At 57.1% G+C, this 26,158-nt stretch carries 23 protein-coding genes; 3 read left to right on the forward strand and 20 right to left on the reverse strand.

Features of this window, described 5'->3' with window-relative positions; genetic code table 11:
- Positions 1 to 104 precede the first annotated feature (104 nt).
- The 9 genes from ACLI1M_RS07415 to rimM form a co-directional block, all read right to left on the reverse strand.
- Positions 105 to 410 (reverse strand): DUF2469 domain-containing protein, encoded by a 306-nt coding sequence (locus ACLI1M_RS07415; RefSeq protein WP_005325239.1) that lies wholly within the window; start codon positions 408 to 410, stop codon positions 105 to 107.
- 62 nt (positions 411 to 472) lie between these two features.
- Positions 473 to 1,114, reverse strand: coding sequence for a ribonuclease HII (locus tag ACLI1M_RS07420; RefSeq protein ID WP_248098801.1), 642 nt, complete (start codon positions 1,112 to 1,114; stop codon positions 473 to 475).
- Positions 1,101 to 1,838 carry a signal peptidase I gene (gene lepB, locus ACLI1M_RS07425; RefSeq protein WP_200288918.1) on the reverse strand — a complete coding sequence of 246 codons (738 nt, stop codon included), beginning with the start codon at positions 1,836 to 1,838 and terminating at the stop codon, positions 1,101 to 1,103. Before lepB (ACLI1M_RS07425) ends, ACLI1M_RS07420 begins: the two co-directional genes overlap by 14 nt.
- Positions 1,816 to 2,619, reverse strand: a complete 804-nt coding sequence (lepB, locus tag ACLI1M_RS07430) for a signal peptidase I (protein WP_023021292.1) — start codon at positions 2,617 to 2,619, stop codon at positions 1,816 to 1,818. The genes lepB (ACLI1M_RS07425) and lepB (ACLI1M_RS07430) overlap by 23 nt, the downstream gene beginning before the upstream one ends.
- A gap of 185 nt (positions 2,620 to 2,804) precedes the next feature.
- Entirely contained in the window at positions 2,805 to 3,149 is a 345-nt protein-coding gene (rplS, locus tag ACLI1M_RS07435) for a 50S ribosomal protein L19 (RefSeq protein ID WP_005325245.1), read from the reverse strand.
- A 363-nt stretch (positions 3,150 to 3,512) separates the two neighbouring features.
- A complete protein-coding gene (locus ACLI1M_RS07440) occupies positions 3,513 to 5,846 on the reverse strand; it encodes a Tex family protein (RefSeq protein ID WP_411706491.1) in 2,334 nt (777 codons plus the stop codon).
- A gap of 144 nt (positions 5,847 to 5,990) precedes the next feature.
- The gene (locus ACLI1M_RS07445) at positions 5,991 to 6,620 is read right to left on the reverse strand and encodes a hypothetical protein (protein WP_239204258.1); all 630 of its coding nucleotides are present in this window, start codon (positions 6,618 to 6,620) and stop codon (positions 5,991 to 5,993) included.
- 496 nt (positions 6,621 to 7,116) lie between these two features.
- Positions 7,117 to 7,989, reverse strand: coding sequence for a tRNA (guanosine(37)-N1)-methyltransferase TrmD (trmD, locus tag ACLI1M_RS07450; RefSeq protein WP_248098804.1), 873 nt, complete (start codon positions 7,987 to 7,989; stop codon positions 7,117 to 7,119).
- Positions 7,986 to 8,483, reverse strand: coding sequence for a ribosome maturation factor RimM (gene rimM / locus ACLI1M_RS07455; protein ID WP_200288914.1), 498 nt, complete (start codon positions 8,481 to 8,483; stop codon positions 7,986 to 7,988). Before rimM ends, trmD begins: the two co-directional genes overlap by 4 nt.
- A 104-nt stretch (positions 8,484 to 8,587) precedes the next feature.
- Here rimM and ACLI1M_RS07460 point away from each other — a divergent pair, with 104 nt between their 5' ends.
- Together ACLI1M_RS07460 and ACLI1M_RS07465 are read left to right on the forward strand one after the other, a co-directional pair.
- The gene (locus ACLI1M_RS07460) at positions 8,588 to 8,992 is read left to right on the forward strand and encodes a cupin domain-containing protein (protein ID WP_411706492.1); all 405 of its coding nucleotides are present in this window, start codon (positions 8,588 to 8,590) and stop codon (positions 8,990 to 8,992) included.
- 38 nt (positions 8,993 to 9,030) lie between these two features.
- The gene (locus ACLI1M_RS07465) at positions 9,031 to 9,717 is read left to right on the forward strand and encodes a TetR/AcrR family transcriptional regulator (protein ID WP_234288180.1); all 687 of its coding nucleotides are present in this window, start codon (positions 9,031 to 9,033) and stop codon (positions 9,715 to 9,717) included.
- 227 nt (positions 9,718 to 9,944) lie between these two features.
- Here the strand turns inward: ACLI1M_RS07465 and rpsP are convergent, their stop codons facing one another.
- On the reverse strand, positions 9,945 to 10,460 hold the full coding sequence (gene rpsP, locus ACLI1M_RS07470) for a 30S ribosomal protein S16 (RefSeq protein ID WP_005325261.1): 516 nt from the start codon (positions 10,458 to 10,460) through the stop codon (positions 9,945 to 9,947).
- Between the two features lie 353 nt (positions 10,461 to 10,813).
- Between rpsP and ACLI1M_RS07475 the strand changes: the two genes are divergently transcribed.
- Positions 10,814 to 13,081 (forward strand): acyltransferase family protein, encoded by a 2,268-nt coding sequence (locus ACLI1M_RS07475; protein ID WP_200288911.1) that lies wholly within the window; start codon positions 10,814 to 10,816, stop codon positions 13,079 to 13,081.
- 137 nt (positions 13,082 to 13,218) lie between these two features.
- Here ACLI1M_RS07475 and ffh read toward each other — a convergent pair whose 3' ends face one another.
- From ffh to ftsY, 10 genes are all read right to left on the reverse strand, one after another.
- The gene (ffh, locus tag ACLI1M_RS07480; protein WP_200288910.1) at positions 13,219 to 14,862 is read right to left on the reverse strand and encodes a signal recognition particle protein; all 1,644 of its coding nucleotides are present in this window, start codon (positions 14,860 to 14,862) and stop codon (positions 13,219 to 13,221) included.
- Between the two features lie 51 nt (positions 14,863 to 14,913).
- The gene (locus tag ACLI1M_RS07485; RefSeq protein ID WP_248098806.1) at positions 14,914 to 17,037 is read right to left on the reverse strand and encodes a [protein-PII] uridylyltransferase; all 2,124 of its coding nucleotides are present in this window, start codon (positions 17,035 to 17,037) and stop codon (positions 14,914 to 14,916) included.
- A gap of 7 nt (positions 17,038 to 17,044) precedes the next feature.
- Positions 17,045 to 17,383 (reverse strand): P-II family nitrogen regulator, encoded by a 339-nt coding sequence (locus ACLI1M_RS07490; protein ID WP_200288908.1) that lies wholly within the window; start codon positions 17,381 to 17,383, stop codon positions 17,045 to 17,047.
- Between the two features lie 222 nt (positions 17,384 to 17,605).
- Entirely contained in the window at positions 17,606 to 17,974 is a 369-nt protein-coding gene (locus tag ACLI1M_RS07495; RefSeq protein ID WP_049361135.1) for a Na+/H+ antiporter subunit G, read from the reverse strand.
- A 1-nt stretch (position 17,975) separates the two neighbouring features.
- Positions 17,976 to 18,266, reverse strand: coding sequence for a cation:proton antiporter (locus ACLI1M_RS07500; protein WP_411706493.1), 291 nt, complete (start codon positions 18,264 to 18,266; stop codon positions 17,976 to 17,978).
- Positions 18,263 to 18,796, reverse strand: a complete 534-nt coding sequence (locus ACLI1M_RS07505) for a monovalent cation/H+ antiporter subunit E (protein ID WP_023021277.1) — start codon at positions 18,794 to 18,796, stop codon at positions 18,263 to 18,265. Before ACLI1M_RS07505 ends, ACLI1M_RS07500 begins: the two co-directional genes overlap by 4 nt.
- Positions 18,797 to 20,338, reverse strand: a complete 1,542-nt coding sequence (locus ACLI1M_RS07510; protein ID WP_023021276.1) for a monovalent cation/H+ antiporter subunit D family protein — start codon at positions 20,336 to 20,338, stop codon at positions 18,797 to 18,799. It lies immediately after the preceding gene.
- Positions 20,338 to 20,814 carry a sodium:proton antiporter gene (locus ACLI1M_RS07515; RefSeq protein WP_023021275.1) on the reverse strand — a complete coding sequence of 159 codons (477 nt, stop codon included), beginning with the start codon at positions 20,812 to 20,814 and terminating at the stop codon, positions 20,338 to 20,340. The genes ACLI1M_RS07510 and ACLI1M_RS07515 overlap by 1 nt, the downstream gene beginning before the upstream one ends.
- Positions 20,814 to 23,792 carry a DUF4040 family protein gene (locus ACLI1M_RS07520; protein WP_200288904.1) on the reverse strand — a complete coding sequence of 993 codons (2,979 nt, stop codon included), beginning with the start codon at positions 23,790 to 23,792 and terminating at the stop codon, positions 20,814 to 20,816. The genes ACLI1M_RS07515 and ACLI1M_RS07520 overlap by 1 nt, the downstream gene beginning before the upstream one ends.
- Before the next feature lie 371 nt (positions 23,793 to 24,163).
- Positions 24,164 to 26,128: a signal recognition particle-docking protein FtsY gene (gene ftsY / locus ACLI1M_RS07525; RefSeq protein WP_200288903.1), complete on the reverse strand. Its 1,965-nt coding sequence runs from the start codon at positions 26,126 to 26,128 to the stop codon at positions 24,164 to 24,166.
- Positions 26,129 to 26,158: the final 30 nt, after the last annotated feature.

Here is a 26,158-nt window from a genome sequence, read left to right on the forward strand (position 1 = left end):
ACAAGGTGTACAAAACGGAAAGTGCCCCGGCTGTGGATAACTAGGGTTCGAGGCACTGTTATCCACAGGCAGGGCACAACGCTTGTAGTGCCGAGTTGACAAAATTACTCCGGCATCATGAATTCCGGCTTATCCAGCTCTTCGATATTGACGTCCTTGTAGGTAATGACGCGAACATAGCGCACAAAGCGGGCGGAGCGGTACATATCCCATACCCAAGCATCGGACATGCGCACCTCGTAGTACACATCAGGTCCAGAGGTATGCGGAATGAGCTCTACCGCATTAGCCAGGTAAAAGCGCCGCTCAGTTTCAACGACATAGGAAAACTGACTGACAACGTCTCGGTACTCGCGGTAGAGGGACAGCTCTACCTCAGCCTCGTAGTTATCGAGTTCCTCTGCACTCACGGTGGACCTCCAGGTTGTGGGTTAGCTCGCTTAAGCTTAGCGCGCAGGAGGCTAGATTCTAGCTAGGCACGCGCGGCGAACTCCGCATGAGCGCGGCGGACATTGTCATAGCTCATCCGGTGTTCCGGGCACGCTCCCAGCGCCGAAATTGCAGCCTCGTGTGCCTTAGTCCCATAGCCTTTGTGCTTGGCCAATTCATAGCCGGGATAGCGCGCATCAAGGTCGCGCATCACGTGGTCGCGACTCACTTTTGCCAAGACACTTGCCGCGGCGATACACCGCGCGGCTGCATCGCCGCCGATGATGGGCAGCTGGGGTTGGGTAAGGCCGGGGATAAAGAGGGCGTCGCTAAGCACATAGCCTGGGCGGATATCCAGGCGTGCTACCGCCCTGCGCATACCGGAAATATTAGCGTGCTGGATGCCGCGCTTATCGATGTCCCCCGCGCTAATGTGCACCACAGACCAGTCCACAGCCTTGTCCTTAATGAGTGGAAAGAGCCGCTCGCGCTGCCGGGGAGTCAGTTTTTTGGAATCGCTAAGCTCCGCCAGCTCCTTGATCGGGCGATTAGGCATAATGCAGGCCGCGATGGTGATTGGCCCGCAACACGCGCCGCGCCCGGCCTCATCCACTCCAGCCACCGGCCCGAGCCCAGCCTTGCTCAACGCCAGCTCATAGGTGCGTCGTTGCTTAAGCCGCCGCATGCGAAATCTCTGGGTGTTCCACCCCACCCCACCGCGACAGAGGCAAGATGACAGCCTCAACTCGGCCGCGAATATTGTCCACTGGCACGGTGCCTTGTAGGTTATCGCCCAAGTGCGCACGCGAATCGAGGGAGTTGGTGCGATTATCTCCCATTACCCAGAGATGCCCCTCCGGGACGGTGACGGGGCCAAAGTACTCGCCGCCACACTCCTGGGAGCCAACACCGGGGTCTACGGGAATCTCCGGTGGATCAAGCACGAATGATTGATCAATCGGCTGACCATCCACCATCACCGAAGGATCACCAGCCTCACAGCTCACCGTTTGTCCGCCGGTAGCAATTACCCGCTTGACGAGGATATTTTCCCCGTTGGGCAAAAGCCCAACTGCCGCCAAAGCATTCTGCGCACCTCGCACAATAATATTGCGCGAGCGTGTGACCTGAAACTCGTTATTCCACGACTCCGGCCCTTCGAAGACAACCACCTCCCCAGGTTGTGGGTCTGTGAAGTAATAGCTGACCTTCTGCACTGCGATGCGATCGTTTTCGCAGCCGGGACAACCATGCAGGGTAGGTTCCATCGACGCAGAAGGAATGACATACATCCGTCCCACCAATGCTTGTAAGAGCACCAGCAGGACAAAACCTGCCACCACGGGGAAGAAAAAATCCCGGGTGCGCAGGCGTTGGGAAGAAGGTTTATTCCTGGATGTCCGGGTCATCGATGCCACCGATGCGGGTAAACGGCCAGAAGACGAACTTCACCTTGCCGCGGACATTTTCCACCGGTACTGTGCCGTGGAATTTATCGGTCATGTGATAGCGAGAATCTGCCGAGGCCGTGCGATTATCACCCATGACCCAGATATTGCCCTCCGGTACTTCCACGGGACCAAAGTACGGGCCTCCACAAGCTTCCGAGCCTGTCGACTTATCTACCGGGTACGTTGGCGGGTCTTGCACGTAGTCTTGCTCGATGGGCTTGCCATCAACCATGACTGCAGGATCGCCCTCCTGGCAAGACACTGTCTGCCCACCGGTAGCAATCACGCGCTTAACCAGGGTATTTTCATCGGGCGGCGCCAAGGATACAAAGCTCAATGCATCCTGCACCCCGTGGATTACCGGGTTGGACGAGCGCGGCGAGACATAGCTGGAATTCCAGTCCTCGGTGCCTTTGAAGACGACAACATCGCCTGGTTCTGGCTCTCCATCGCCGTAATAGGAGATCTTTTCCGTAAAGATACGGTCATTCGTACAGCCCTCGCAGCCATGCAGTGTCGGCTCCATCGAGCCGGAAGGGATCACATACTGCCGTCCGATAAAGTTCTGGAAAAGGCCCACGATAACAAGGACCGTTGCCACGACCAGAAGGGTTTCCAGCAGCCACGGCATGTCTTTTTTCTTGGTTGCCCCTTCGCCTTGCGGGGAAGCGTTCCCCTCTACGGGGTTGGCCCCCTCACCTTCAGGCGACTGTTCCTGCGAGATGCTGTCTTTATTCACGCGCTAAATCCTAGCAACCCCACGTCCCGGTTCCCGCCTTATCCCCCTCGCGGCTGGAGAATTCACAGGCAACTATCCGGTTAAAGCCTGCCGGCTGACACCAGGAAATAGCTGGCAATAGGCACAAAAATCCCCCTTGCACCCACAAGGGTGCAAGGGGGATGGTGGCGCGCAGCGCACTAATACTAGCGACGCTCCTTGATGCGAGCCTTCTTACCGCGCAGATCGCGCAGGTAGTACAGCTTCGCACGGCGAACGCGGCCGCGGCGGGAGACCTTGATGGACTCCAAGTTCGGGGAGTGAACCGGGAAGGTACGCTCAACGCCGATACCGAAGGAGACCTTACGGACGGTGAAGGTCTCACGGATGCCGGAACCCTGACGACGGATGCAGATGCCCTTGAACAGCTGTGCACGCTCGTTGTTACCCTCGATAACCTTTACGTTAACGTCGAGGGTATCGCCTGGGCGAAAGGACGGGATATCGTCGCGCAGCTGTGCTGCATCGACCTTGTCAATAATGTTGGACATGCCAATATTCCTTTTCAGTTTGGGACAGAGGACCCTAGCGGCGCTAAGCCTAACCGGTTCGTGCCCGTTACATAGAACGTCCACCTATTTTTCCATATGTACCTGCAGGAACCAAATTTCCTTCCCGGCACTTCTTTCTCTCCCCCGCCCAAGCTACGCCGCCGCAGCTTAGGAGGGAAACTGCTAAGCGGCCGCCCCCACCACCGCTAGGTGAAGTTTGCGCAGGTGATTGGATGGGTTCCACCTCGCCCGCATCATGGTTCCGACAACATCGTGGCAGAATCCTCCCTCCGGACTGCAAAAGCTCCCACCGTACGCAACGATGGGAGCTAAAGCAGCAGGCAAAACACTAGACCACGGCGGTTAGAAGCCTGCCTTCTTCAGGGCATCGGCCATGGCGCCACCACCGCCGGAGCCACCTCGACCGCCAGTGCGGCCGCGCGAGCCACCCCGGGAACCGCGCCCGGATTTGTGTCCGGAGCGCTTCCCTTCTCCCCTGGCGGCAGAGTTTGCGGCATGTTGCGCATCGCCACGGCGCTTGGGAGCCTGCTGCCCCGGTTCATCATCGAGGCGCAAAGACAAGCCGATGCGCTGCCGCTCGACGTCGACCTCCATGACTTTTACCTTGACCACTTGGCCAGAGCGCACGACCTCGTGCGGATCAGAGACGAACTTGTGGCTCATGGCAGAAACATGGACGAGGCCGTCCTGATGTACTCCAACGTCCACAAAAGCGCCAAAGGCCGCCACGTTGGTAACTTTGCCCTCAAGGATCATTCCCGGGGTGAGATCGGAGACCTTATGTACCCCCTCTTTGAAGGTTGCGGTCTTAAATTCCGGACGCGGGTCGCGGCCGGGTTTATCCAGCTCAGCGATGATATCGGTCACCGTAGGGATACCAAAGGTCTCATCTGCAAAATCTGTTGGCACAAGCTTGGAAAGTACGCGCGTATTGCCAATCAGCTCGGAAATGCCCAGACCGGTCTTTTCCGCAATGCGGGAGACCACCGGATAAGCCTCAGGGTGCACGGCGGAGGCATCCAACGGATCGGTGCCGCCATTGATGCGAAGAAAGCCGGCTGACTGCTCAAACGCCTTAGGTCCGAGACGCGGCACCTTCTTCAGTTCCTTGCGGGAAGCAAAGGACCCGTTTTCATTGCGATAGGCCACAATATTGGCAGCGATGGTGGAATTAACTCCAGCCACCCGCTCCAGCAGCGGGACGGAAGCAGTGTTGAGATCTACGCCCACGCCGTTCACGGCACTTTCCACCACACCATCAAGGGTGCGAGCGAGCGCGGTCTGGTTAACATCGTGCTGATACTGCCCCACCCCAATAGCCTTCGGATCGATCTTTACCAGCTCCGCCAGAGGATCCTGCAAACGACGAGCGATGGAGACTGCACCACGCAGCGAGACATCCATATCGGGGAATTCCGCCGCCGCCAGCTGCGAGGCAGAATACACCGAAGCGCCGGACTCTGAGACTACGACGGGCGTGGGACGCTGGCGTCCGGCCTGCTTGATGAGGTCCGCAATCTCCTGGGCGAGCTTCTCGGTCTCACGGGAGGCAGTACCATTTCCGATGGCCAAAAGGTCCACCGAATGCTTGGCGCACAAGGTAGACAAGGTCTGTAACGCCTGGCTCCACTGATTCTGCGGCTGGTGCGGGTAGACAATAGTGGTATCGAGCACTTTGCCGGTTTTGTCTACAACCGCACACTTGACGCCATTGCGGTATCCCGGATCCAGGCCAATGGTGGCACGCTGACCTGCCGGCGCAGCAAGTAGCACATCCCGCAAATTGGTGGCAAAAATCTTGAGCGCACCTTCCTCTGCCACTTCTTTCAGGCGCATACGTACATCCAGGCTGGAGGAAATATAAAGCTTGGTGCGCCAGCCCCAATGGACGGCGTCAGCAAGCCACTTGGAGGAGCGATCCAGTTCAAAGCGGGAGGCAATAACGTCCTCATAGTCCGCGTCATCGCCAGCATCAAGCTGCAATTGCAATACGCCTTCATTCTCGCCCCGCAGGAGCGCCAAAATGCGGTGCGAGGGCAATGTGTGGAAAGACTCGTTGAAGGAGAAATAATCCTTAAACTTCGCCCCTTCTGCTTCCTTGCCTTCAATGACGTGCGCGCCCATAACACCCTTAGTAAACATGCGCTCTCGCACCTCACCCACCAGGTCAGCGTCCAGTGCGAAGCGATCCACCAGGATGGCGCGGGCGCCGTCGAGGGCTTTCTTTGTATCTTCAAAGCCCTCGCAAAGGAAGGCCTGCGCTAGATCTTCTGGGGTGGCGTGAGGATCCGCGATGAGCTTATCGGTCAGCTCTTCTAGGCCGGCCTCGCGGGCAATATCCGCCTTAGTTTTACGGCGCTTCTTATACGGCAGGTACAGGTCCTCCAGGCGCGCCTTGGTTTCGCAGGCAAGGATTTGTTTCTTCAGGGCGCCGCTAAGCTTGCCCTGCTCCTCAATCGCCGCAAGGATGGTCTCCTTACGCTCCTGCAATTCCTTCAGGTAATTCGCACGCTCCTCAATAGTGCGCAGCTGGGAGTCATCCAGCCCGCTGGTGGCCTCCTTGCGGTAGCGGGCAATAAAAGGCACGGTATTGCCCTCCGCAAGGAGCTGCAACGCGGTGGAAATCTGTGTTTCCTTCACGTTGAGCTCGGCGGCGATGGTTGCCGCAATATTCACGTGGTCTCCTCACTCTTTTCTCGAGGTTTGGGATTAGACCCACCCAATTTACCGCACGGCCCTTACACCGCCTTCGCTTGCCGACGCCCCCTCAACGCAAAAACCTCCTTTCCAGCAAGGAAAGGAGGAAGGTGCGGCGCGTGCCTAGTGGATAACCACGCGGGCGTTCTTGCCGCCGGTGCAAGTAACCCGGGCGGAGCTGCCGGAGCAGTACATGGTGTAGGTACGACCGGTGCTCGGCGAATAGACACTCAAGGTGACGTTGGTGCCGCCACCCGCAACCCAGTTATTCATAAAAGCGGTGTAGACGTTGCGAGCAAAAGGACTGGAAGTCGGGCCAGTCGCATAATAGTTAGGGTAATCACCCCAGGAATGTCCATTGCTGGAGCCAGCGGAACCAGCCTGTGCCGGTGCTGGTGCCGGGGCTTCCTTGGTCTCGGTCACCGTGACCGGGCTGGAGTCCTCATCCTCTGCAGAATCCTTGGAGGAACCGGACTTCTTGCCGGACCCCGACCCAGTTCCGGATCCGCTATTCGCATCCGCCTGCTGGAATTGGCTATCCCCTGCAGCGCTATCCGTAGAATCGCTCTGGTTATTGGTCACGAACATAATAACCATGGCAGCCACCGCGATTACCGCCACAATGGCTGCGATAATCGCAGCGATCGTGGCACCGCTGACGCCGCCATTGTTCTGCTGGGGATAATACTGTTGGTTGTACTGGGGCGGCTGCTGGTTAAATCCACCGTAATTATTGCCATTGGGAGCCGTCATGGTTTAGGGACCACCTTGGGAATAGAAAATTGGAGGGAATGTCCCCCCTAACTATAACCCCAGACGGCCTAAGCGCTGCAGATTTAGCGTGAAAATGCGGCAATTAATTTCCTCGTCGGCGCCTATTACGCAGCTTCCGCTCGCCATACCGCTGGGGTACCAAGCCCCATCTCTGTAAAACCGATTTCCGCGCTCCCCAACCACAGCGCTTCCGGGGGCAAACATTCCGCCACAGTGGGGGCCACGGTGGCTAAGGGGTGTGCGGTCTCACCGTTAACTATAAGCCGCCACACCGGAATTCCCTGCGGTCGCTGACCAAACCTGAAACGGTATTCCTGCGCTAACGGGCTGCTCTCCGGGCATGATTCCGCTACCTGAATGACGAAAATGCTAGCTGGATGAAAGCCCTGAGCGCGTAGCCTGTCAGGCAGTCCTGCGAGGCAATCCTCATTCTCTCGAGTTCCTAGAAGCACGGAAAGATCAGCACTAACCTCCATTAGCCTTCACCCTTAGCCTTAGCTTCCTGCTCCAATTGCGCAATGAAAGCCCTATCATCCTTGTCTAGCTCTGCTACTTCCAGCAGCTCGGGACGGCGCTGCCAGGTGCGCAATAATGCTTGTTCGCGCCGCCACTTATCCACCAAGGCGTGGTTTCCCGAGGTCAAAACGTCCGGTACGGCCAGACCCCGCCACTCTCGCGGCTTGGTATAGCTCGGGCCCTCCAAGAGACCATCAGAAAAGGAATCCTCTTCATGGGAGCGCTTATTGCCCAGCACGCCTGGAATGAGTCGCACGACGGCCTCTGCAATTACCAACGTCGCTACTTCCCCACCGATCAACACATAATCACCGATGGATACCTCGCGGACGCGGTAGCGACGCGCGGCATCATCCACCACACGCTGATCGATTCCCTCATAACGCCCGCAAGCAAAGACGATATGCTCCTCAGTCGACCACGCACGCGCATCCGCTTGACTAAACGGCTGTCCCGTTGGGGTAGGCACAATGAGCAGTGGGAGGTCACTATCCTCCTCGGGCTGGGCGTCGACCGCATAGGCGTGCGCCTCTACTCCTTCAAGCTCATCGTGGCGGGGACGGTTCAAGTGCGGAAGGGCCGATTCTAGGTTCGGTGCACTTTCCTGAGCAGCAACACTATCGAGTGCCGGCCCCCATACTTCCGGCTTCATAACCATGCCAGGGCCACCGCCGACCGGCGAATCATCGACAGACTTATGCGCATCAGTCGCCCACTGCCGCAGATCATGTACGCCTACTTCAAGGCGACCTTGTTCAATGGCTTTTCCTAAAAGTGCCTGCCGCAACGGCTCCAAGTACTCCGGAAAGATGGTGACAACATCAAGCCTCATAGGTCCAGCAATCCTTCCGGCGGGTCAATGGTGCACGTCCCTGCTGCAAGGTCCACGTCAGGAACAATGGCATGCACGAAAGGAATGAGTGCTTCCTTGCCAGTGTCGAGATTTACCTCTAGCAAATCTTGGCTTCCACCGTGGATGACCGACGTAACCTCACCAATGTTTTTGCCCGCCAGAAGTACGCGTAGTCCTTCCAGCTCATGGTCATAAAAACCGCCATCATCGCTATCGAGCGGCGCGGCGAAAAACTTCGTGCCGCGCAGGCTATCCGCCACATTGCGGTCTTTTACTTCTTCGAAGGTAACGAGCAGCCTTCCCTTGTGAGTGCGGACTGCCTTGATAGTTAGCGTGTGCTCTTTTTTGCCCTGCGTGCCATGGAGCGCTTCCCCCACCGCAAAGCGCACCTCCGGTTCGTCAGTAGTGGCCTCGATTACTACTTCACCCTTCACGCCGTGCGATTTAATCACGCGACCAATCATCAATTCCATAGCGGAAATTCTACAGCACGAGCCTTTTCCCTTGTCAGTGATGGGTTTTCAGCTACTTCGAAAAAGTTCCAGTTTTTGGGGCTCATTGTCGTTAAAGTAGGCACATGAGCGATTTACCTACCAATTCCCCGGATACTTTTGGCACGGCTTCCCATCTGGGCACTGCTTCCGCTATGACTACACTTAATTTGCTCGATATCGCACCGGATACGGATCCGCAGCGGCCCCGCCCAGGCGTACAGCGCGTCTTGAGCACCGATGGCGCTAATCTCATTCTCTTTAGCTTTGCACCAGGACAGTCCCTACCGGACCACAAGGCCGCTCATCCCATTACCGTGCAGACGCTCCGCGGGCAGCTCAACTTCACCTATGGTGAAGAAACCGTCACCCTTACGCCGGCCACGATCGTGCATCTTCCTGCATATGAGGTGCATAAAGTCGAGGCTGCAGCTGCGGATTCCGGTACCTCTACCCCCGCAATTTTGTTGCTCACTATGCTGACAAAATAGTTTATAGGAACATAAGTTTCGGTGATAAAATGACTCTCATGGAATCGCATAATAAGCCTTACCATCATGGAAACCTCCACGATGAGCTGCTCCGCATCGCAGTCCAGCTAGGCAAGCGAAGCGGCCCCAATGCCATCACGGTCCGTGCCGTTACCCGCGAAGCCGGAGTATCCCCTACCTCCGCCTACCGCCACTTCAAGGATCAAGAAGAACTACACGATAAGGTAGCAGAGCTTGCCACCGACGAACTGGTCCGGCGCCTGCATGAGACTACTAAAGCTGCCGGGCACTTGGATTTTCCAGAGCACTTGGTGCAAATCGGTTACGCTTACCTCGAGTTTGCCTTGGATGAGACCAATTTCTTCCGTTGCATGTTGGAATGGAAGGCGCTGCGCTTCATGCTCGGTGTGGATCCACACACCGAAGATGATCCGAAGATGGATCACCTTCAGCAGATTCGCGATTTCTTCGCCCTTCTCGCCCGCCACGCGCAAGCTTTGGACAATACTACTGACCCCACATATTTCATGCAGAACGCCCTTTTGGCATGGTCTACCATCCATGGCTTTACCGTTCTTGCCGTCAACGGCCCCATGTCACAGCTACCACGCGAGCAAATCCTAGAACTTTTTGCTCCGGTTGTTGCCGGCGGCCTGCGTGGCATGGACTTTAAAGATCCGTCTAATGTCTACAGTCGCTATGCCGACTACAAGCCACAGAGCTAAGGGAAACATTCACCCTCCCCCACCCGTTGTAGCTTGCTGGGTTTCACCGTGCTTTTCTAAAAAGATGACCGCGCACGCAACTCCACCAAGGACATGCGTGCGCGGTCATCTTTTTGGGCCGGTTGATTTCATCCACACAGCACAAAAGCCCCACCTACACGACTTGCACAGTGGTGTAGGCAGGGCCCGAAGGTAGAAGCGCTGTGCGCTGAGCAAAGGAAGGCAGATTACTCTGCAGACTCCTCGGAAGCTTCCTCAGCCTTCTCCTCGGCCTCGGCATCAGCTTCGCCGGCAGCAGCAGCGGCAGCCTCTGCAGCAGCAGCTTCCTCAGCGGCCTTCTTCTCAGCCTCTTCCTTGGCCTTCTTCTTCTTTTCGGTGATAGCCTCGATGGTCGGGCCGTTGTTAGCCTCAGCCAGTGCCTCGTTGAAGATCTCCAGCTTGGACTTCTTCTCCTCAGCAACCTTCAGGGTGCCTTCTGCACCAGGCAGGCCCTTGTGCTTCTGCCAGTCACCGGTGACCTTCAACAGAGCAAGAACCGGCTCGGTTGGCTGTGCGCCGACGGACAGCCAGTGCTGCGCACGCTCAGAATCGATCTGGATGAGGGAAGGCTCTTCCTTCGGGTGGTAGATACCAATGTTCTCGATTACCTTGCCGTTACGACGGGTGCGGGCATCAGCAATAACAACGCGGTACTCAGCAGCGCGGACCTTGCCCAAACGCTGCAGCTTAATCTTGACAGCCATGACGGCTCCTTTTCTAGTCACTGGGCAGTACAGACGCGCACCAGGTAGTGCGCCGGTTCAACCCTTGGATTTAATCTGCGTGTGACATACCGGCCGACCGTAGACGGGAACGGTGCTACGCAGAATATTACGTTCTGTGGACTACCTAGCCCGGAGTATCCGAGTAGATAACCTGAAGTATTTTAGCGCGAGTATCTGCAATTTTAAAAATCACGACGCCACTCACGCAGGTTCGTTATGCCATCGATACTAAAGCAGAGTAGCCTTAAGGGCCGAATATAGACATTTGGTTTCATATGTATGGCGCGCCTTCTGCCTCACTGTAAAGGCGTTGACGCACGAAAAGACAGTTTATGACTAAAGAATCACCGCGAAATTTCCGGTACCGCTATGACCTTGATGGTCTTCGCGGTATTGCCATCGGCCTAGTAGTTATCTACCACGTCTTCGTTGGACGCGTCTCCGGCGGCGTGGACGTATTCTTGCTGCTATCCGGCTACTTCTTCTTGGGCTCCCAGCTGCGCTACGCCAGCAAGCCCAACGCTTCTTTAAACCCTTGGTGGCCCATCTGGCGCACCCTGCGACGTTTGGTACCCAGCTTAGTTTTGGTCATTGGCGTGACCTACATTCTGGTGCGCATTTTCACCCCACAGCTCATGCGCACCGAGCTCACCCAGCAGATCACAGCCACCATGCTGTACTACCAGAACTGGGAGCTAGCGGAACAAAACGCCGACTACACGGCGGCCGCAGCGGATACCTCCCCGCTGCAGCACATGTGGTCCATGGCCGTACAGGGCCAGTTCTACATCATGGGCATTGCCTTTGCGACCATCTTGGCAGCCATCATGAAGTTCCGGCCGAAGCACCAACCACTGGGCAAGCGCAGCTTCCCCACAGTCAACCAGATTGCGGGCCCGATCCTCATTGTGGCCACCATTGCCTCCTTCGCCTATGCTTCACGCCACGGCCTCTACGGCACCCCGGAGAACTACTACTCCACCTGGTCACGCGCTTGGGAGTTGACCTTGGGTGCTGTCCTAGCCATCTACGGTTCCGCCTGGAAGATTCCGCCCCGCCTTTATGACCTCTTTACGGGTTTGGGCCTTGTGATGCTCATCTTTACCGGTGCCATCATCGCCGATACCACCGCGTATCCTGGCCCGCTTTCGCTCTTGCCGCTGGGCGGCGCCGTGCTCATCATCTTGGGTGGCGGTGGCAAGATTTCCAAGGCCATGGCCTCCAAACAGGCCCGCTGGCTGGGCGATGTAGCCTATCCGCTCTACCTATGGCACTGGCCTCTGCTTATCCTGTCCACCTCTTATTTGGGTCAAGAAACCCCATCGTGGTGGCTGGGCGTTATCATTATCGCCATTTCACTGGTGCTGGCGGACCTCACGCACCGCTTTTTGGAGCGGCCACTGCGCCAGCATCGCAAGCGCCCCACCGCCGAGGATCTGCCGGTACGCAAGGGCCTATCGACATTGCGGAAGCCGGCAGGCGCTGCTCGCGGCGTCGGTGGTGTCGTGGTTGCTGCGGCCGTTGTCGGCCTTCTGGCCATTCAGCCGCTGTGGATGCGCACGCTTGATGATGCCGACGCAGAACTTCTGAATCCTTCCCTCTACCCCGGTGCGACGACGTTCATCAATCACCTCACCCCACCGGATAATGTAGAGATTAAGCCTGACCCAATTCTGGCCGGCGGCATCCAGCCACCAGTGGCTGCTAATTGGTGCTTTGTTCCGGATAGCCAGCCCGCTGATTTCTTCTTCGAAACCCGCAAAGACGGCAAAACTCCGTGCATTTTCGGTGACACAAACGCAGAAAAGGAAGTCTATTTGGTTGGCGGCTCCCACGCGGAACAGTATTCTTCCGCGCTTGACCGCCTGGGCAAAGAAATGGGCTTTAAATTGGTTCCGTTGCTACGCCAAGGTTGCCCCATCGAGCTGGGTGACGATGTCACCGTGACCCCTGAGTGCGCCGAATGGGGCAAACTAGTGATGGATCGCATCGAAGAAGCAAACCCAGCCTTGGTGATTTCAAATACCACGCGCCCGCAAAATGAGTACGGCACGGGCCCCGATGCTGTTCCCGCTGGATACCAGGCATTTTGGGATGAATTAGCCGAGCGCGATATCCCCTTCTTGGGCTTCCGCGATAACCCGTGGGGCTTCGATGAGGAAGGCCGTCCGCGCGAGTTCGATGAGTGCTATGTAGCCACCGAAGATGCCTATGGTTGCGGCATGCGCTTTGAGCAGGTCTACCAGCCCTATGACCCCGGTGCAGTAGTGCTCTCGAAGTACCAGAATATGCTCTCGGTAGATACCGCCCCGTGGTTCTGCGATGACAATGGTGACTGCCCAGTCATCATCGGCAATACGATGGTCTACCGCGACATGCACCACATCACCAATGCCTTCGCGGAATCGGCTATGCCCATGATTCGCGAGGCCCTGAAGCCATTCCTCAACGGGGAAAAGGTCCAACAGCAAGCCCCTGATATCCCCCCGGAGCAGGCCGCAGCAGCTGTGGAGCCGGCACCCGCCGCACCTACCGACGCCGGCAAGCCACATGCCAACCCAGTCCCCTACCCCAACACTGTGCGCGACGACGCCGTCTAGGCCATAGCGCGCGAACACGCGCCAACGCCTACGAGCACGGGCGCTGGGGATAAGGCACCCAACTGCCTGCATAGAACGAAGGAGGCTCCCACAATAACGTGGGAGCCTCCTTTGCTATGTCTTAAGACTGAGGCAGACTATTTTTTGCCCTTGCCAAAGTCCAAGTTGTTGAGATCAATATTTTCCATTCCCTTCGGCATCTTTGGCATGCCCGGCATTCCCGGCATGCCACCGCCGCCGCCCATTTGCTGCTGGAGTTTTTGCAGTTCTTCCATGGACGGCATGCCGCCACCACCTGGCATTCCGCCCATGCCCGGCATTCCGCCCGGCATCTTCGGGCCGCGGTTTCCACCGCCGCCCTTGCCCTTCTTGCGCTTGCCGTTTTTACCCTTGCGGCCCTTCGGCTTCTTCTTGGTAGCAGAGCGGCCACCCATACCACCCATGCCGAATTGGCCAGCCATCTTAGACATCATCTTCTTAGCTTGGTTGAAGCGCTCGATGAGCTGGTTGACCTCAGAAACGCTCACGCCAGAGCCATTAGCAATACGCTTGCGGCGCGAAGCATTGAGGATCTTCGGATTCTCACGCTCCTGCGGAGTCATACCACGGATGATGGCCTGGATGCGGTCCAGCTGCTTTTCATCTACCATGGCAGCCATCTCATTCATCTGCTTGCCGCCGGGCATCATCTTCAGCAGGTTGCCGATGGGCCCCATCTTGCGGATCATCAGCATCTGCTCAAGGAAGTCATTCAGCGTCAGCTCGCCAGAACCAAGCTTGGAGGCGGCCTCCTCGGCCTTCTGATGATCCAAGGTGGCCTCGGCCTGCTCGATGAGGGAAAGCAAGTCACCCATGCCCAAAATGCGGCTGGACATGCGCTCGGGGTGGAAGACATCGAAATCATCGAGCTTCTCACCGGTAGAGGCATACATAATGGGCTTGCCGGTGACCTCACGAATAGACAGGGCCGCGCCACCGCGGGCGTCACCGTCCAACTTGGTGAGAACCACACCGGTAAAGTCCACGCCATCGCGGAAAGCCTCGGCAGTCTGCACGGCATCTTGGCCGATCATGGAGTCGATGACAAAGAGGACTTCGTCTGGGTTCACGGCATCGCGGATATTGCGCGCCTGCGTCATCAGTGTCTCATCAATGCCCAAGCGGCCGGCGGTATCGATGATGACCACATCGTGCTGTTTCTGTTTGGCCTCAGCAATACCGCGCTTGGCGACGTCCACCGGATCACCGTGGGAGGTACCCATTTCATGCTCATTGGAGTCCAGGGAGGTACCCGGATCTGGCGCGAAGGTCGGCACCTCGGCGCGCTCGCCGACGATCTGTAGCTGCTGCACCGCACCCGGGCGCTGCAAGTCACAAGCCACCAGCATCGGGGTATGCCCTTGCTTGGCCAGGTGCTTGGCCAGCTTGCCGGCCAACGTGGTCTTACCGGCACCCTGCAAACCGGCGAGCATGATCACTGTCGGCGGGTTCTTCGCTAGGTTCAGGCGGCGAGTTTCACCGCCGAGGATCTCAATGAGCTCTTCATTGACGATCTTGACTACCTGTTGGGCTGGGTTGAGCGCCTCAGAGACTTCCGCGCCACGGGCACGTTCCTTGATGCGCTTGATAAAGCCACGGACGACGGTCAAAGACACGTCAGCTTCCAGCAGCGCGAGGCGGATCTCGCGGGCGGTGGCATTAATGTCAGCCTCGGTCAGTTTGCCCTTACCGCGCAGGCCCGCCAGGGCTGACTGTAGGCGGTCTGATAGTGAGTCAAACACTACGGATGCGCTCCCTTAATTTAGATCGATCTAAAGTTCAACTATTTAATCTTAGTCCCTTGCCAGGGCCCTGGTCACATTCCCCACCACCGTAGCGCGGGAAGCCTGCCCGGCAAGGAAGACATTGACGATCATTGTCGCGCCCATAATCTCATGGCGCAGCCACACAAAGTCTGGCAATGCCTCTATCAAGTGCCCCAAAGCGCCAATGCGCTCGACGGTACGGATCACCAAGATGCCGCCCACATCAAAAGCCGCGGTGGTTACTTCTCCCTCGATATCTGGCAGCTCCGTATAGGTACGGGAGTTATAAGACTGGATAAACCTTATCTCCTGGGCCGCTTCCTTTAGGGTCTGTTGTACGGTGCGGATGAAAAACTCCGCCTTATAAGTACCGTCATCCTCTTTGACGATATTGGCCCGCACGATGGTCCACCCCAAAGCGGACAGCAAGGCAAAAATGCGCTTGAGCTCCCCTTTGGAGGAGCCACACCAGGACACAGTAACTTCTTGGTCTTCCCAATCCACCGTAAGCGCAACGCCCTCAGTAGATAGCGGCACGTGCACCGCGGGGCGCTGAAGGACGCCTGGTTTGAGTGCTTCCAGAGCGCGCGAGACGATAAACTTCTGCGCTTGCTCTACCCGCGGTGTCCAGACGCTAGGCCCTGTCGATTGTGCATCAGCCTTAGCCAATACCGCCAGCAGCGAAATAATCAGCGGATCGTAATGCGCTGCGGCCAACAATGCGTCGCGAGCGGCATCGGAGAACGGGTCCATTGTCGCAGCTAGCCGCGCTAAGGTGGTATGCTCTGCCACCAGAATTTGAGCACGCGACCTATCGGCCACGCTCAACCGCATGCGGGCTGCCTGGCGAGCTATCATTTCCGCGCCTACCTGAGCGTGGGGGCGCTCGTAGCCCTTACCAATGTCATGGTAAAGCGCGGCCAGCAATAATAGATCAGGGCGAGCTACCGAGGTGCGCACCTCCGCGCACCGAGTAACCGTCGCAATGAGATGATGGTCCACCGCTCTGACGTGGCTGCGCTCGCGCGGCAACAAACCGCGCACATGCCCCCATTCCGGCACTAGACGTTCCCACAGGCCATAGCGGTCCAAATCCTGAATAACCCGCGGCGTATATTGCGGGGACGACAAAATGGCGAAGAAATCATCCACCGCTGCTCGCGGCCAGCGTGGCGGCAGAATCGGCAATTTTTGGAGCTGGTGCCAGGTGGTCTCGGCAACGGCATATCCCGTGCGTGCTGCGGCTGCCGCAACGCGTGTAAGCAACCACGGATCCTCCACATTCGGTTTGCGCGAAAGGTAGATAACGCCGCCCTCTGCCACCACGTCCACATCGAGTGGACGGCGCTGCCCGCGGCCCGCCGCCAGCGCATTTCTCCCCAGCACCCCTCGGGCGGTGGCCAGGCCGCGTTCTACGGCCTTATTAACAGTGGCTGCAGCGCCTACCAAAGCGGCGGTTAAGGCATATCGGTTTTCAAAGCCCAAATCCGCAGCCACGTCCGCGGCGAACTCGGGGTCTAAGATATCGCGGTGGCGTCGGGCTTTGACATGCAGGAGTGTGCGGACGTCGAGAAGCAGCTGCTTTTCGACGTCTAGATCAGGAAAGTCGCACAGGTTACCCAAAGCCATCGCGCGCAGAAGCTGAATATCGCGCAGTCCCCCACGGCCATTTTTCAAGTCTGGATTCGTCATTGCTGCTACCGCGCCCGAGCGCTTCCAGCGAATAATCGCGGTATCCACAAAGTCATCAAAGCCGCGCTGCAGCTGGCGCCGCCACGCTGCGAGCAGCTGTGCCCGCGCCTCATCCACTAATATCTTGCGCCCTGCGACAAAGGCCAAGTCCAACTGTGCAAAGCCAGCAGAAGCATCTTCTGCAGCAATCGCCGCACACTCCTGCGGGGTGCGCAGGGCATAATCTAGGCGATACTTGGCATCCCATACGGGCAACCACAGCTTCTCCACCAGCGCTGGGTCTGGATCGTGGCCCTCCGGATAGATAAGGATGACGTCAATATCCGATTGCGGGGTCATCTCATTGCGGGCGAAGGACCCGGTGGCAGCGAGCGCAGTCCCCGCTGGGAGCTCGAGGCTGCGCAATACACGAAGCGCCGAGGCATGGGCCTCGGCGCGAATCTGTGCGGCGTTAAGCATGCTGGTTTTACAGTGCCGCCTCGCCGTGCTCCCCGGTGCGTACACGAATGGCATCTTCTACTGGGGTTACCCACAGCTTGCCATCGCCGATTTTGCCAGTGTAGGCAGCATCCACAATGGCGTTAATGATGTCTTCAGCGTGGTCATCCGCCGCTACTACTTCCAGCTTGACCTTAGGCACAAAATCGGTGGCGTATTCTGCTCCGCGATATACCTCGCTATGCCCTCGCTGCTGCCCAAAGCCCTGGCTTTCAGTAACAGTGAGACCGCGTACTTCCTGCTGCTCTAGCGCCTGACGGATTTCCGGCAGGGTAAAGGGCTTAACGATGGCCGTGATGAGTTTCATTGTTACTCCTTGTTTTCTCTTCGGGGCGGGCTAGAAGCACCGAATAGTGTGCATCCATTCTAGCCCGAGCACGGCAGTTGCTGTGCACTATATTCGCGTCATGAATCTAGGGCCCGGTGAATGCCACAATCCAGTAAAACCAAAAGGCGGCGAGCTCGTCTGCATTTCCGCCATTGAGCGCTATTGCAGAAAAGACTCGCCGCCAGAAGGCGCTGAGGGTGACTAGATATCGTCTTCCTTGGCTTGCACGGTTTGGACTTTTTTGTGGTTATGCTTGGCGTGTTTGACGTCAGTAACTGTTACTCCGTAGATGGAACGTCCCAGGTAGAAGGAACCTACTGAACCGATAATCCACACACCGAAGCAGGCGATCAGGGCTTGAATGAGCAGCCACAGGGAAAAGCCATCGCGGCCAAAATCTACAACTAGTTTGGCCACGATAATCAGCGGTACCGCAAGACCCACGGTCGGCCCCAGCAGGTTAGCGCGCGTCAATGCGTCGGGCGCCCGCCACAGGGATATAACCGTCGCGACCACCAAAATGGTGGCGATAATAAGTAGCACCGAGGCGATAATCTCAGAAATAGCCATTTTATCGCCTGCCCTTCGAAATAATGCGGGCCATAGATAGCGTGGGCAGCACGCCCGCGGCAACGGCACCGAGGAGTGCAATGTAGTAGGCCATCGGGGCGTTATTGGTCATCGACCATGCCAAGTACATGCAGATCATGCCGTAGAACACGATGTCAGACGTAATTGCGCGAGTGAGCTCATCGCGTGTGCGCAGTGCAAGCAGCACGCCGCACCATGTGGCGATGCCAATGATGAATACGCATACAAATACGACCCAGCCGAACGGGGACAGTGTGGCAAAATCAATCATCGCTCGGTCTCCTTCCTGCGTTTTATGTTCCGGGCATGACGCTTTGGCTTTTCGACGTCCGCTTCGCTTTCTGAAAGCGGAGTGTCCTCCGCCCGCGCCAAGTCAGGCGAGCGCATAAAGCGACCGACAGATTCGAGGGGATACTCGTAGAATGCCTCATCCAATTCCGTCGTCTCTCCTTGGCCTGGGACGCCGTAGTCGATGTCTTTCACCCGTGGGGCAAGGCGTTGCTCCATATCAGCCAAGTCAGCCACGATTGCCGCCGGGTCAGATCCCTGAACTGCCTGCACCAGCACGATGCGCGGCAGCCCCTTGCGGGGTGGCTCGCGCAAACCCAACGAAAGCGTTCCTGGCGTTGCGGTGATGGAAGAAGTAAACCAGAAGATCTCCCATGCGCCAGTCACACGCAGTGGATAACGAATGATAACCGGGTGGTATTCGTTATCTGGCTTAAAGGCCGCCATCGCCAGGCTAATGCCGGCCACAAAGATTTCCTTAATGAGCCACAATGCATACACCACTGCGTTCATTTAACGGCCCTCCTGAATTTCATCGATATTGGGAACTGCAATCGGCTCGTCTCCCAAGACGGTTTCAGTATAAGCGGTGGTATCAAGCAGCTGCTCCGAGGCGCTATCCACAACGTCCAGAACGATTCCAGAGAAAATGAACATGCACAGCGAACCAAGGATGAGTGCGGCAGAGGGGGCCATGAGCTTTTTGCGGATGATCAGTTCATCCGGAACCTTATCTTCCGGCAAGCCCTTGCCCCAGAAAACCTTGCGCCATACCCGCAGCATGGCCAAGAAGGCGGCAAAGGAGGCAATGATAATAGCCGCGATAGCGATCCACGCCCACGCGCCTCCTACCCGGGCAATCTCGAAGACGATCATCAGCTTGCCCCACATTCCGGAGAACGGCGGGAAACCTACGACGGAGAACGCACCGGCAGCGAAAATCCACGCGATAATGGGGTCCCGACGAGCGAGACCGGACAGCTTGGTTAGCAGGCCCGTGCCGTAGGTTTCCTCAATGGCGCCAGAAGCCAAGATCAGCGAACCAACAGTCAACATGTGGTGAATCGTGTACATAATGCCGGCTGCTAGTGCGCGGCGTGGGTCATCAGAGGTAAAAGCAAGCATTACCAAGATGAAAGGCATGCCGTTGAGCATCTGATAGCCGAGCACGCGGCGAATGGAGTTCTCCGCTAGGCCGCCAAAGGCACCGATCATCATGGAGATGATCATGATCACGATGATCAACACATTCCAGCGCTGATCCAGACCGAATAGCTGCACGTAGAGGCGATAGAGCATGTACACGGCCACCTTGGTGTGCAGGCCGGAAAACAGGCCCATCACCGCAGCTGAGGTCCCCGGGTAAGTGCGAGGCAACCACGATTGCACAGGGAATACGCCGGCCTTGGCGGTGATTGCAATGAGAATCAAACCCGCGGCGACGGTGACGGGCCCGTTACCTGCTGCCGCACCCTTCAATGCGCCAAGGTTAACCGCGCCGGTAACCGAATACATATAACCCACGCCAACGACCAGCAAGGTGGAGGCGAAAAGGTTCACCAAGACGAAGGCACGTCCGGCCGCCAGACGCGACCAAGTACCAGACATGGTGATAAGGCCATAAGACGGCAGAAGCATAACCTCAATAAAGACGAAGAAGTTAAAGAGGTCAGCAGTAAGCAACGCACCGCAGACACCGGTAATCAAAATCAAGGTGAGCGATGGATAAAAGCGAGACTTGGTCTCCCCGCCCGCAATGGCAAACCAGTTGGCGCCAAAAGCGACAATCATCGTGGTGATGATCATCAACGCGGAGAAAGCATCCGCAGCAAACGGGATACCCACATTGCCTTGGTATAGGCCCACTGTGTGGGCAACTACCCCGTTGTTCATGGTGTACATCAGCAGACCCAGGCCAGCGAAGATTCCCATGCCCGGGATGATCAACATGATGGAATCGCGCACCGCACGCCACGGTGCCAGCAGTGCAAAGGCTGCTGCAATCAGCGGGACCGCTGGGAATAGCGGAAGGAGTTGAGCTACAGCATCAGTCATTATTTATCATCCTCCTTCTGTTCAGCTGCCCCGCGCTCTGCTACGGGAGTGTCGTGGTCCACCTGACCGATACGGTCAAGTTGGTTGGTGGATTCTTCCAGAATCTGGCGATTTTGGGCGTCACGGCCCAAGGTTGAAAAGGCATGGTCGATGGTGTTGTCATCAACCGGCTCCACCACATCGGTGTCGTCGTTCTTGCCCATTGCCGCCATCGTCAACAGGATGGTCGAGGTTGCCATGGAAATAACCACCGCGGTCAACACGAAGGCCTGCGGCAGCGGATCTGCCATCTGGTCGTGTGGAACCTGGGAGGGGAAGGACTCGCCGCGGTAGGAGTACACGCCCGTAGCCAGCAGCATTAGGTTAGCTCCGTGTCCGAAGGCCATCATGCCCAACACGATGCGCACCAAACCGCGCTGCTGGATGAGGTAGACGGCACTGCCTATGAGCAAAGCAATAGTCAATGCAAGGATCATTACTTCTCTCCTCCTCGCTTAGGCATGGACCGTTTATTTTTCCTCTTCGTCCTTGCTTCCGATGGCGTCAGCAAAGCCAAAGGATCGGTCGAGGGGTTAATCGGGTCCGGATACGGATCATCGACATCCTCAAGCGAAATGCGCGGCGTGGTTGGCAGCGCGGAATTATCATCATGAATCCACGGCAGGAAGTCACGCTCCGTGCCAGGGCGCAGGTAACCGCCCAGGGCATTAATCGCCATGGTCAACATGCCCAACACCGCTAGGTAGATGCCCAAATCGAAGATGAGCGAGGTAGTCCAGTGCTGACCAAAGGCCTCAGCATGAATAGCCGCGAGGAAGCCACCATTTCCAAGGCCGTGGTGCAAGTAGCCCACGAAGCCTGCAATCAAGGCAGTAATAATGCCGATGCCGGTCAGGTGAATCGGGGTCATGCGGCCAAAGACGATTTCATCAGAGCCTCGGGACAGGTAGATAAGCCCGATTGCGGCGCCCATAATCAACGCTGCCGGGAAGCCACCGCCAGAGGCATTATGCCCGCGGAAGAAAACGATGACAGACATGATTACCAGAAGCGGGATTACCACGTGAACGCCCTTGCGCAGTGGCACAGAGTTCAGCTGTGACTGGCCAAATGGCGCAGGACGTGTACCTGACTTGAACGGGAACCGCGGCAACGTCGTAGTAATGGCTGCGATAACCACTGCTGCCATGCCCAGCACGGAAAGCTCGCCCAAAGTATCAAGCGCACGGAATTCCACGATGATGGTAGCCACAACGTTATCGCCGCCTGTAATATCCGGCGCATTATCGAGATACCACATGGCTAGATCCGAACGCTCGTGTCGGCCCATTAGTCCCCACACGCCCAAGAATGCAGCCACACCGGCTAAAACTGCGATGATAATAGAGCCGGTCTTGCGGGACTTATCCTTCACCGGTTGGAAGGTTTCCGGCAGGTAGCGCAGCACCATCATCATGACGATGACGGATAGGGCTTCCACCATAAACTGAGTCAAAGCTACGTCCGGCGCCCCGAGCAGGAACATCTGCAGGGTTACACCAGTGCCGGCAATGCCGATCATGATGGCACCGGTCAAGCGATTCTGAGTGCGCACCAAACCAAACATGGCCAGCGCGATGATTCCTAATGGCAGCAGATCCCATGGGTTATCCAGACCATCTACCCTCGGCTGCAGCGCTACCCCATCGACGCCCTCGCGGATGAGGGTGGTCGCGGCCAACACGATAACCAAAATGACAATAGGCAGCATGTGGCGGGACGGATTATGCGAATCGGACATCTTGGCCAAGACTCGTCCCAGCCGCGAACAACCCAACTGCAAAGAGTGCAGCAACTCATTGCCGCTGCGCGGCATAAACTCCCTGTCCTCAAAGCTTGCCCACATCGTCTTGCGGGCAAAGATACCGGCAATACCGGCGATAAGGACCACGAGCGAGATAAGGAAAGGAACATTAAGCCCGTGCCAGAGGGCAAGGTGCGAATGATGTTCCAGACCAACAGCAGCCACTGCATGGTCAATCGGGTTATTAAAGATTCCGAGTACAAATACCAGTGGCAGGGACATAAAGCCCGGTAGTGCGGCAGGCAGCCACAGGGAAACCGGAGCCTCGTGGACATGTCCCATATCGCGAGGTCCATCAAAGAAGGCGCCGAAGACGATCTTGGCGGAGTAGGTAAAGGTAAAGAAGGCGCCGATGGCGGCAACGATGAGCAAGATGCCCTGGCCAGTGCCACCAATCGGGGCGTCTTCAAACGCAGTGAGCATGCCTTCCTTGGATACAAAGCCCAAAAGCGGTGGTACCGCGGCCATAGAGGCCGCGCCGATGACTACCGAGCCAAATGTCCACGGCATCTTATTCCACAGTGGTCCGAGGCGGCGAATATCGCGCGAACCGGCCTCGTGGTCGATGACGCCAATAAGCATAAACAGCGAGGACTTAAATAGCGCGTGCGCCAACGTGTGTACCAACGCTGCGGCGATAGCGAATGGGGTTCCCACACCAATGGTGGCGACAATCCAGCCCAAATGGGACACGGTCGAATAAGCCGTGAGCTTCTTCAAATCCGTCTTTTGCACCGCAAAGACCGCGGACATTACCGCGGTACCCATTCCGACCACGATGAGCAGCCAATTCCATACCGCCACATCGTGGAAGATCGTGGAAAAGCGAATCAGCAGATACACGCCAGCCTTGACCACTGCGGCTGCGTGAAGGAAAGCCGAAACCGGAGTGGCGGCGGCCATAGCCTCAGGAAGCCAAAAGTGGAATGGGAATTGCGCCGATTTGGTAAATGCAGACGCCGCGATCAACACGGCTACGGCCGCTGTTACACCTGGGCGCTGCGTCCATACCGGCGACGCCAGAATCTCAGATACCGTAGTCGATCCGGTCACCGTCGCAGCAATACCCAACCCGGTCAGCAGGGTCAATCCACCAACGAAGGTCAGGATCAAGGTGCGCTGCGAACCAGCTTCGCCGCCCGAACCGGAGCGCGCAATCAGCATAAAGGAAGCCAAGGAGACTAGCTCCCAGGCAAGGAACAAAACCACAACGTCATTGGCCAAAACCAGCAATAAAATGGACAGCGTAAACGCTGTCATCAAGGTGTAGAAGCTGGTATTACCCTCATTCTTAGGCAGATAAGCCGCCGAATAAGTAAAGACGACGGCACCAATGACCAGCGCCAACATAGCAAAGAAAATACTCAACGCGTCCCCGCGGAGAGCAAAACTTACGTCGACGCCCGGTGCGATAAAATCGCGCACCCAAGTGGCGTGGAAACTCAATTCCTCCCCGGCTGCAATGGCAGGAAATTCCTTGGCAATAAGGACCGCCGCAATAACGAAAAGGCCAGCTAGTGGATAGCCTGCCTTTCGGTCAATAACCTTTACGGTTACCGGTGCCAAGATCACTGCCAGCGCCGCGAGGAGGACTGCATAAAGTAGCGTCACGAAATACTTGCCTCACGAACCTTGGTCTAGGTTTAATGCGAATTTCGCATTAAATACAGCCCCTTCAGGCTACCATTCTCACCAAGGCCAAACCACATTGCAGCATTCCCTGTCGGCTGATAAAAGGCGAGCACAACCGCCCCAAATACGCTTATAGTCAGAAAAACCACAGGCACTTAGCAGGACATTCTTCCATACCAATTGAATTGCCCATTCCGCATAGTTTGCGAAGTGGTGATCCCAAATCGGCGAAAAGGATTCGCGAGCAAGGTACACGCTGGAACTTAGCCAGGAAAACGAAGAACTCCCCCAGCACACCGTGGCGCACGCTCGCGCTTCCCGATATACAGGGGGAGTATCAAAGTTGGCCGTTATTTTTCACCCAAGAGAGCGTCGACAAAGCCTTCGACCTCAAACGGCGCGAGATCATCGGCGCCTTCGCCCAAGCCCACGAGCTTGACCGGAACGCCCAACTCCTCTTGCACCTGGAAGACGATTCCGCCCTTGGCAGTACCATCCAGCTTGGTTAGGACGACGCCGGTGATATCTACTACCTCGCGGAAAATCCGGGCCTGGGTCAGGCCGTTTTGTCCCACGGTAGCGTCCAGTACCAGCAGAACCTCGTCCACATCAGTCTTCTTTTCCACCACGCGCTTGACCTTGCCCAACTGGTCCATCAAGTCTGTGGAGGTATGCAGGCGGCCTGCGGTATCGACCAAGACCACATCTACTTGCTGTTCTACACCGCGAGCTACCGCGTCGAAGGCGACCGATGCTGGGTCAGCGCCCTCCTTGCCGCGCACGGTATCGGCGCCAACGCGGCGACCCCATGTCTCGAGCTGATCAGCGGCCGCAGCACGGAAAGTATCCGCCGCGCCCAGAAGTACCTTATGGCCCATGGCTACAAGCACACGGGCAAGCTTGCCCGTGGTGGTGGTTTTTCCGGTGCCATTTACGCCGACAACCATAACGATGGCTGGCTTACCCTCATTCGGCATGGCCTTAATCGAACGGTCCATCTCTGGGTGGCCTGCCTCAATGAGGCATTCACGCAGCATGGCACGGGCCTCGTCCTCGCTGGAGACGCCGCGCTCAGCAATCTTCTCGCGCAGGGAGTCAGTCACTTTCATAGTGGACTTGGTGCCTAGGTCCGCCATGATGAGAGTATCTTCTACTTCCTCCCAGGCGTCTTCGTCCAGGTCGCCTGCGGAAAGAATCCCCATAAGTCCCTGGCCGATGGCATTTTGCGACCGGGACAGGCGTCCACGCAAACGGCCGAGGCGCCCACCGGCGGGAGCGATGTCTTCCTGTGGTGCTGGCGCTGGGGCCGGCTCTCCCTCTGGAACCTCGGTCTGCTCCTTGGCAGCTTCGGCCGCGCCGGTTTGTGCCTCGGCTGCAGCCGCAGCCTCTTCGGCCTCCTCGCGGTCATCGACGCGCTCTTCAATGTCTTCCGCGTTCTTGTCTTCAACGACCTCGTCAAAGACTGGGGATTCCTCTGCTACTGCGGCGTCTTCCACAGCTACGGTATCTTCAGGAGCTTCTGCCTTTTCAGCAGCTGGCGAAGCCTCTTCCGCTGGCTTATCTGCCTGCGACGTCGCTGGCTCCTTCGGCTCGGATGTTGCTGCTGGCTGCTCGACCGACTTTGGGGCTTTATCCGCAGGTGTTTCTTTACTTTCTGCAGCCGCAGCTGCCGTACCCGCTACCCCTGCTGCACCGGCAGCGGTTGCCGCCGTGGCTCCAGCGCCCGTGGACGGGTTCTTTTCGGACTTATCTGGGAGAGAGTCAGTCGGCTGCTCTTTGACATCTGCCGGCTTCTTGGTCTCAGTAGTTTTATTGGTTTCTGCCGGCTTTGCCTGCTGTTGTGGTGCCGGCTTATTTTCCTTTGGTTGCTCTACCGCGGGCTTGTCGGCCGCAGCATCGGTCTGAGACTGAGCGGGCTGTGGCTTGTCCGCAGGTGCTTGCGGCTTGGCCTGTGGTTGTGGGGTCTTGCCGCTAAGCTGCTCGTTGGCAATGTCGGTAGCATTAGGCTCTGCCTTTGCCTCCTGATGTGCCGGAGCTGACTTATCCGCAGCTGGCTGGTTCTTCACGGGCTTTTCCGCTTGCACCGGGCTTTTCTGCTTTTCCTTGGCACTACCGGCAGGAGCGAAGTTAAAGCCGGACTTAGCTTGATAATTGCCGGACTTTTGCTCCTGAGTAAGCTGCTTCGGTTCTTCCTCAGTGGGCTTGTCAAAGGACACCTTCTTGGCGTCGCCGCGTTTTTTGCCGATCACTACGAGAAGAATAATCAGCACAATGACGACGATCGCAATGCCGATCCATAACCATAAAGAATTCATGTCTCTATAGTGCCAGTCTTGCGGGCTCGC

The sequence above is a fragment of the Corynebacterium sp. LaCa54 genome, assembly GCF_046717495.1.
Lineage (GTDB): Bacteria > Actinomycetota > Actinomycetes > Mycobacteriales > Mycobacteriaceae > Corynebacterium > Corynebacterium kefirresidentii.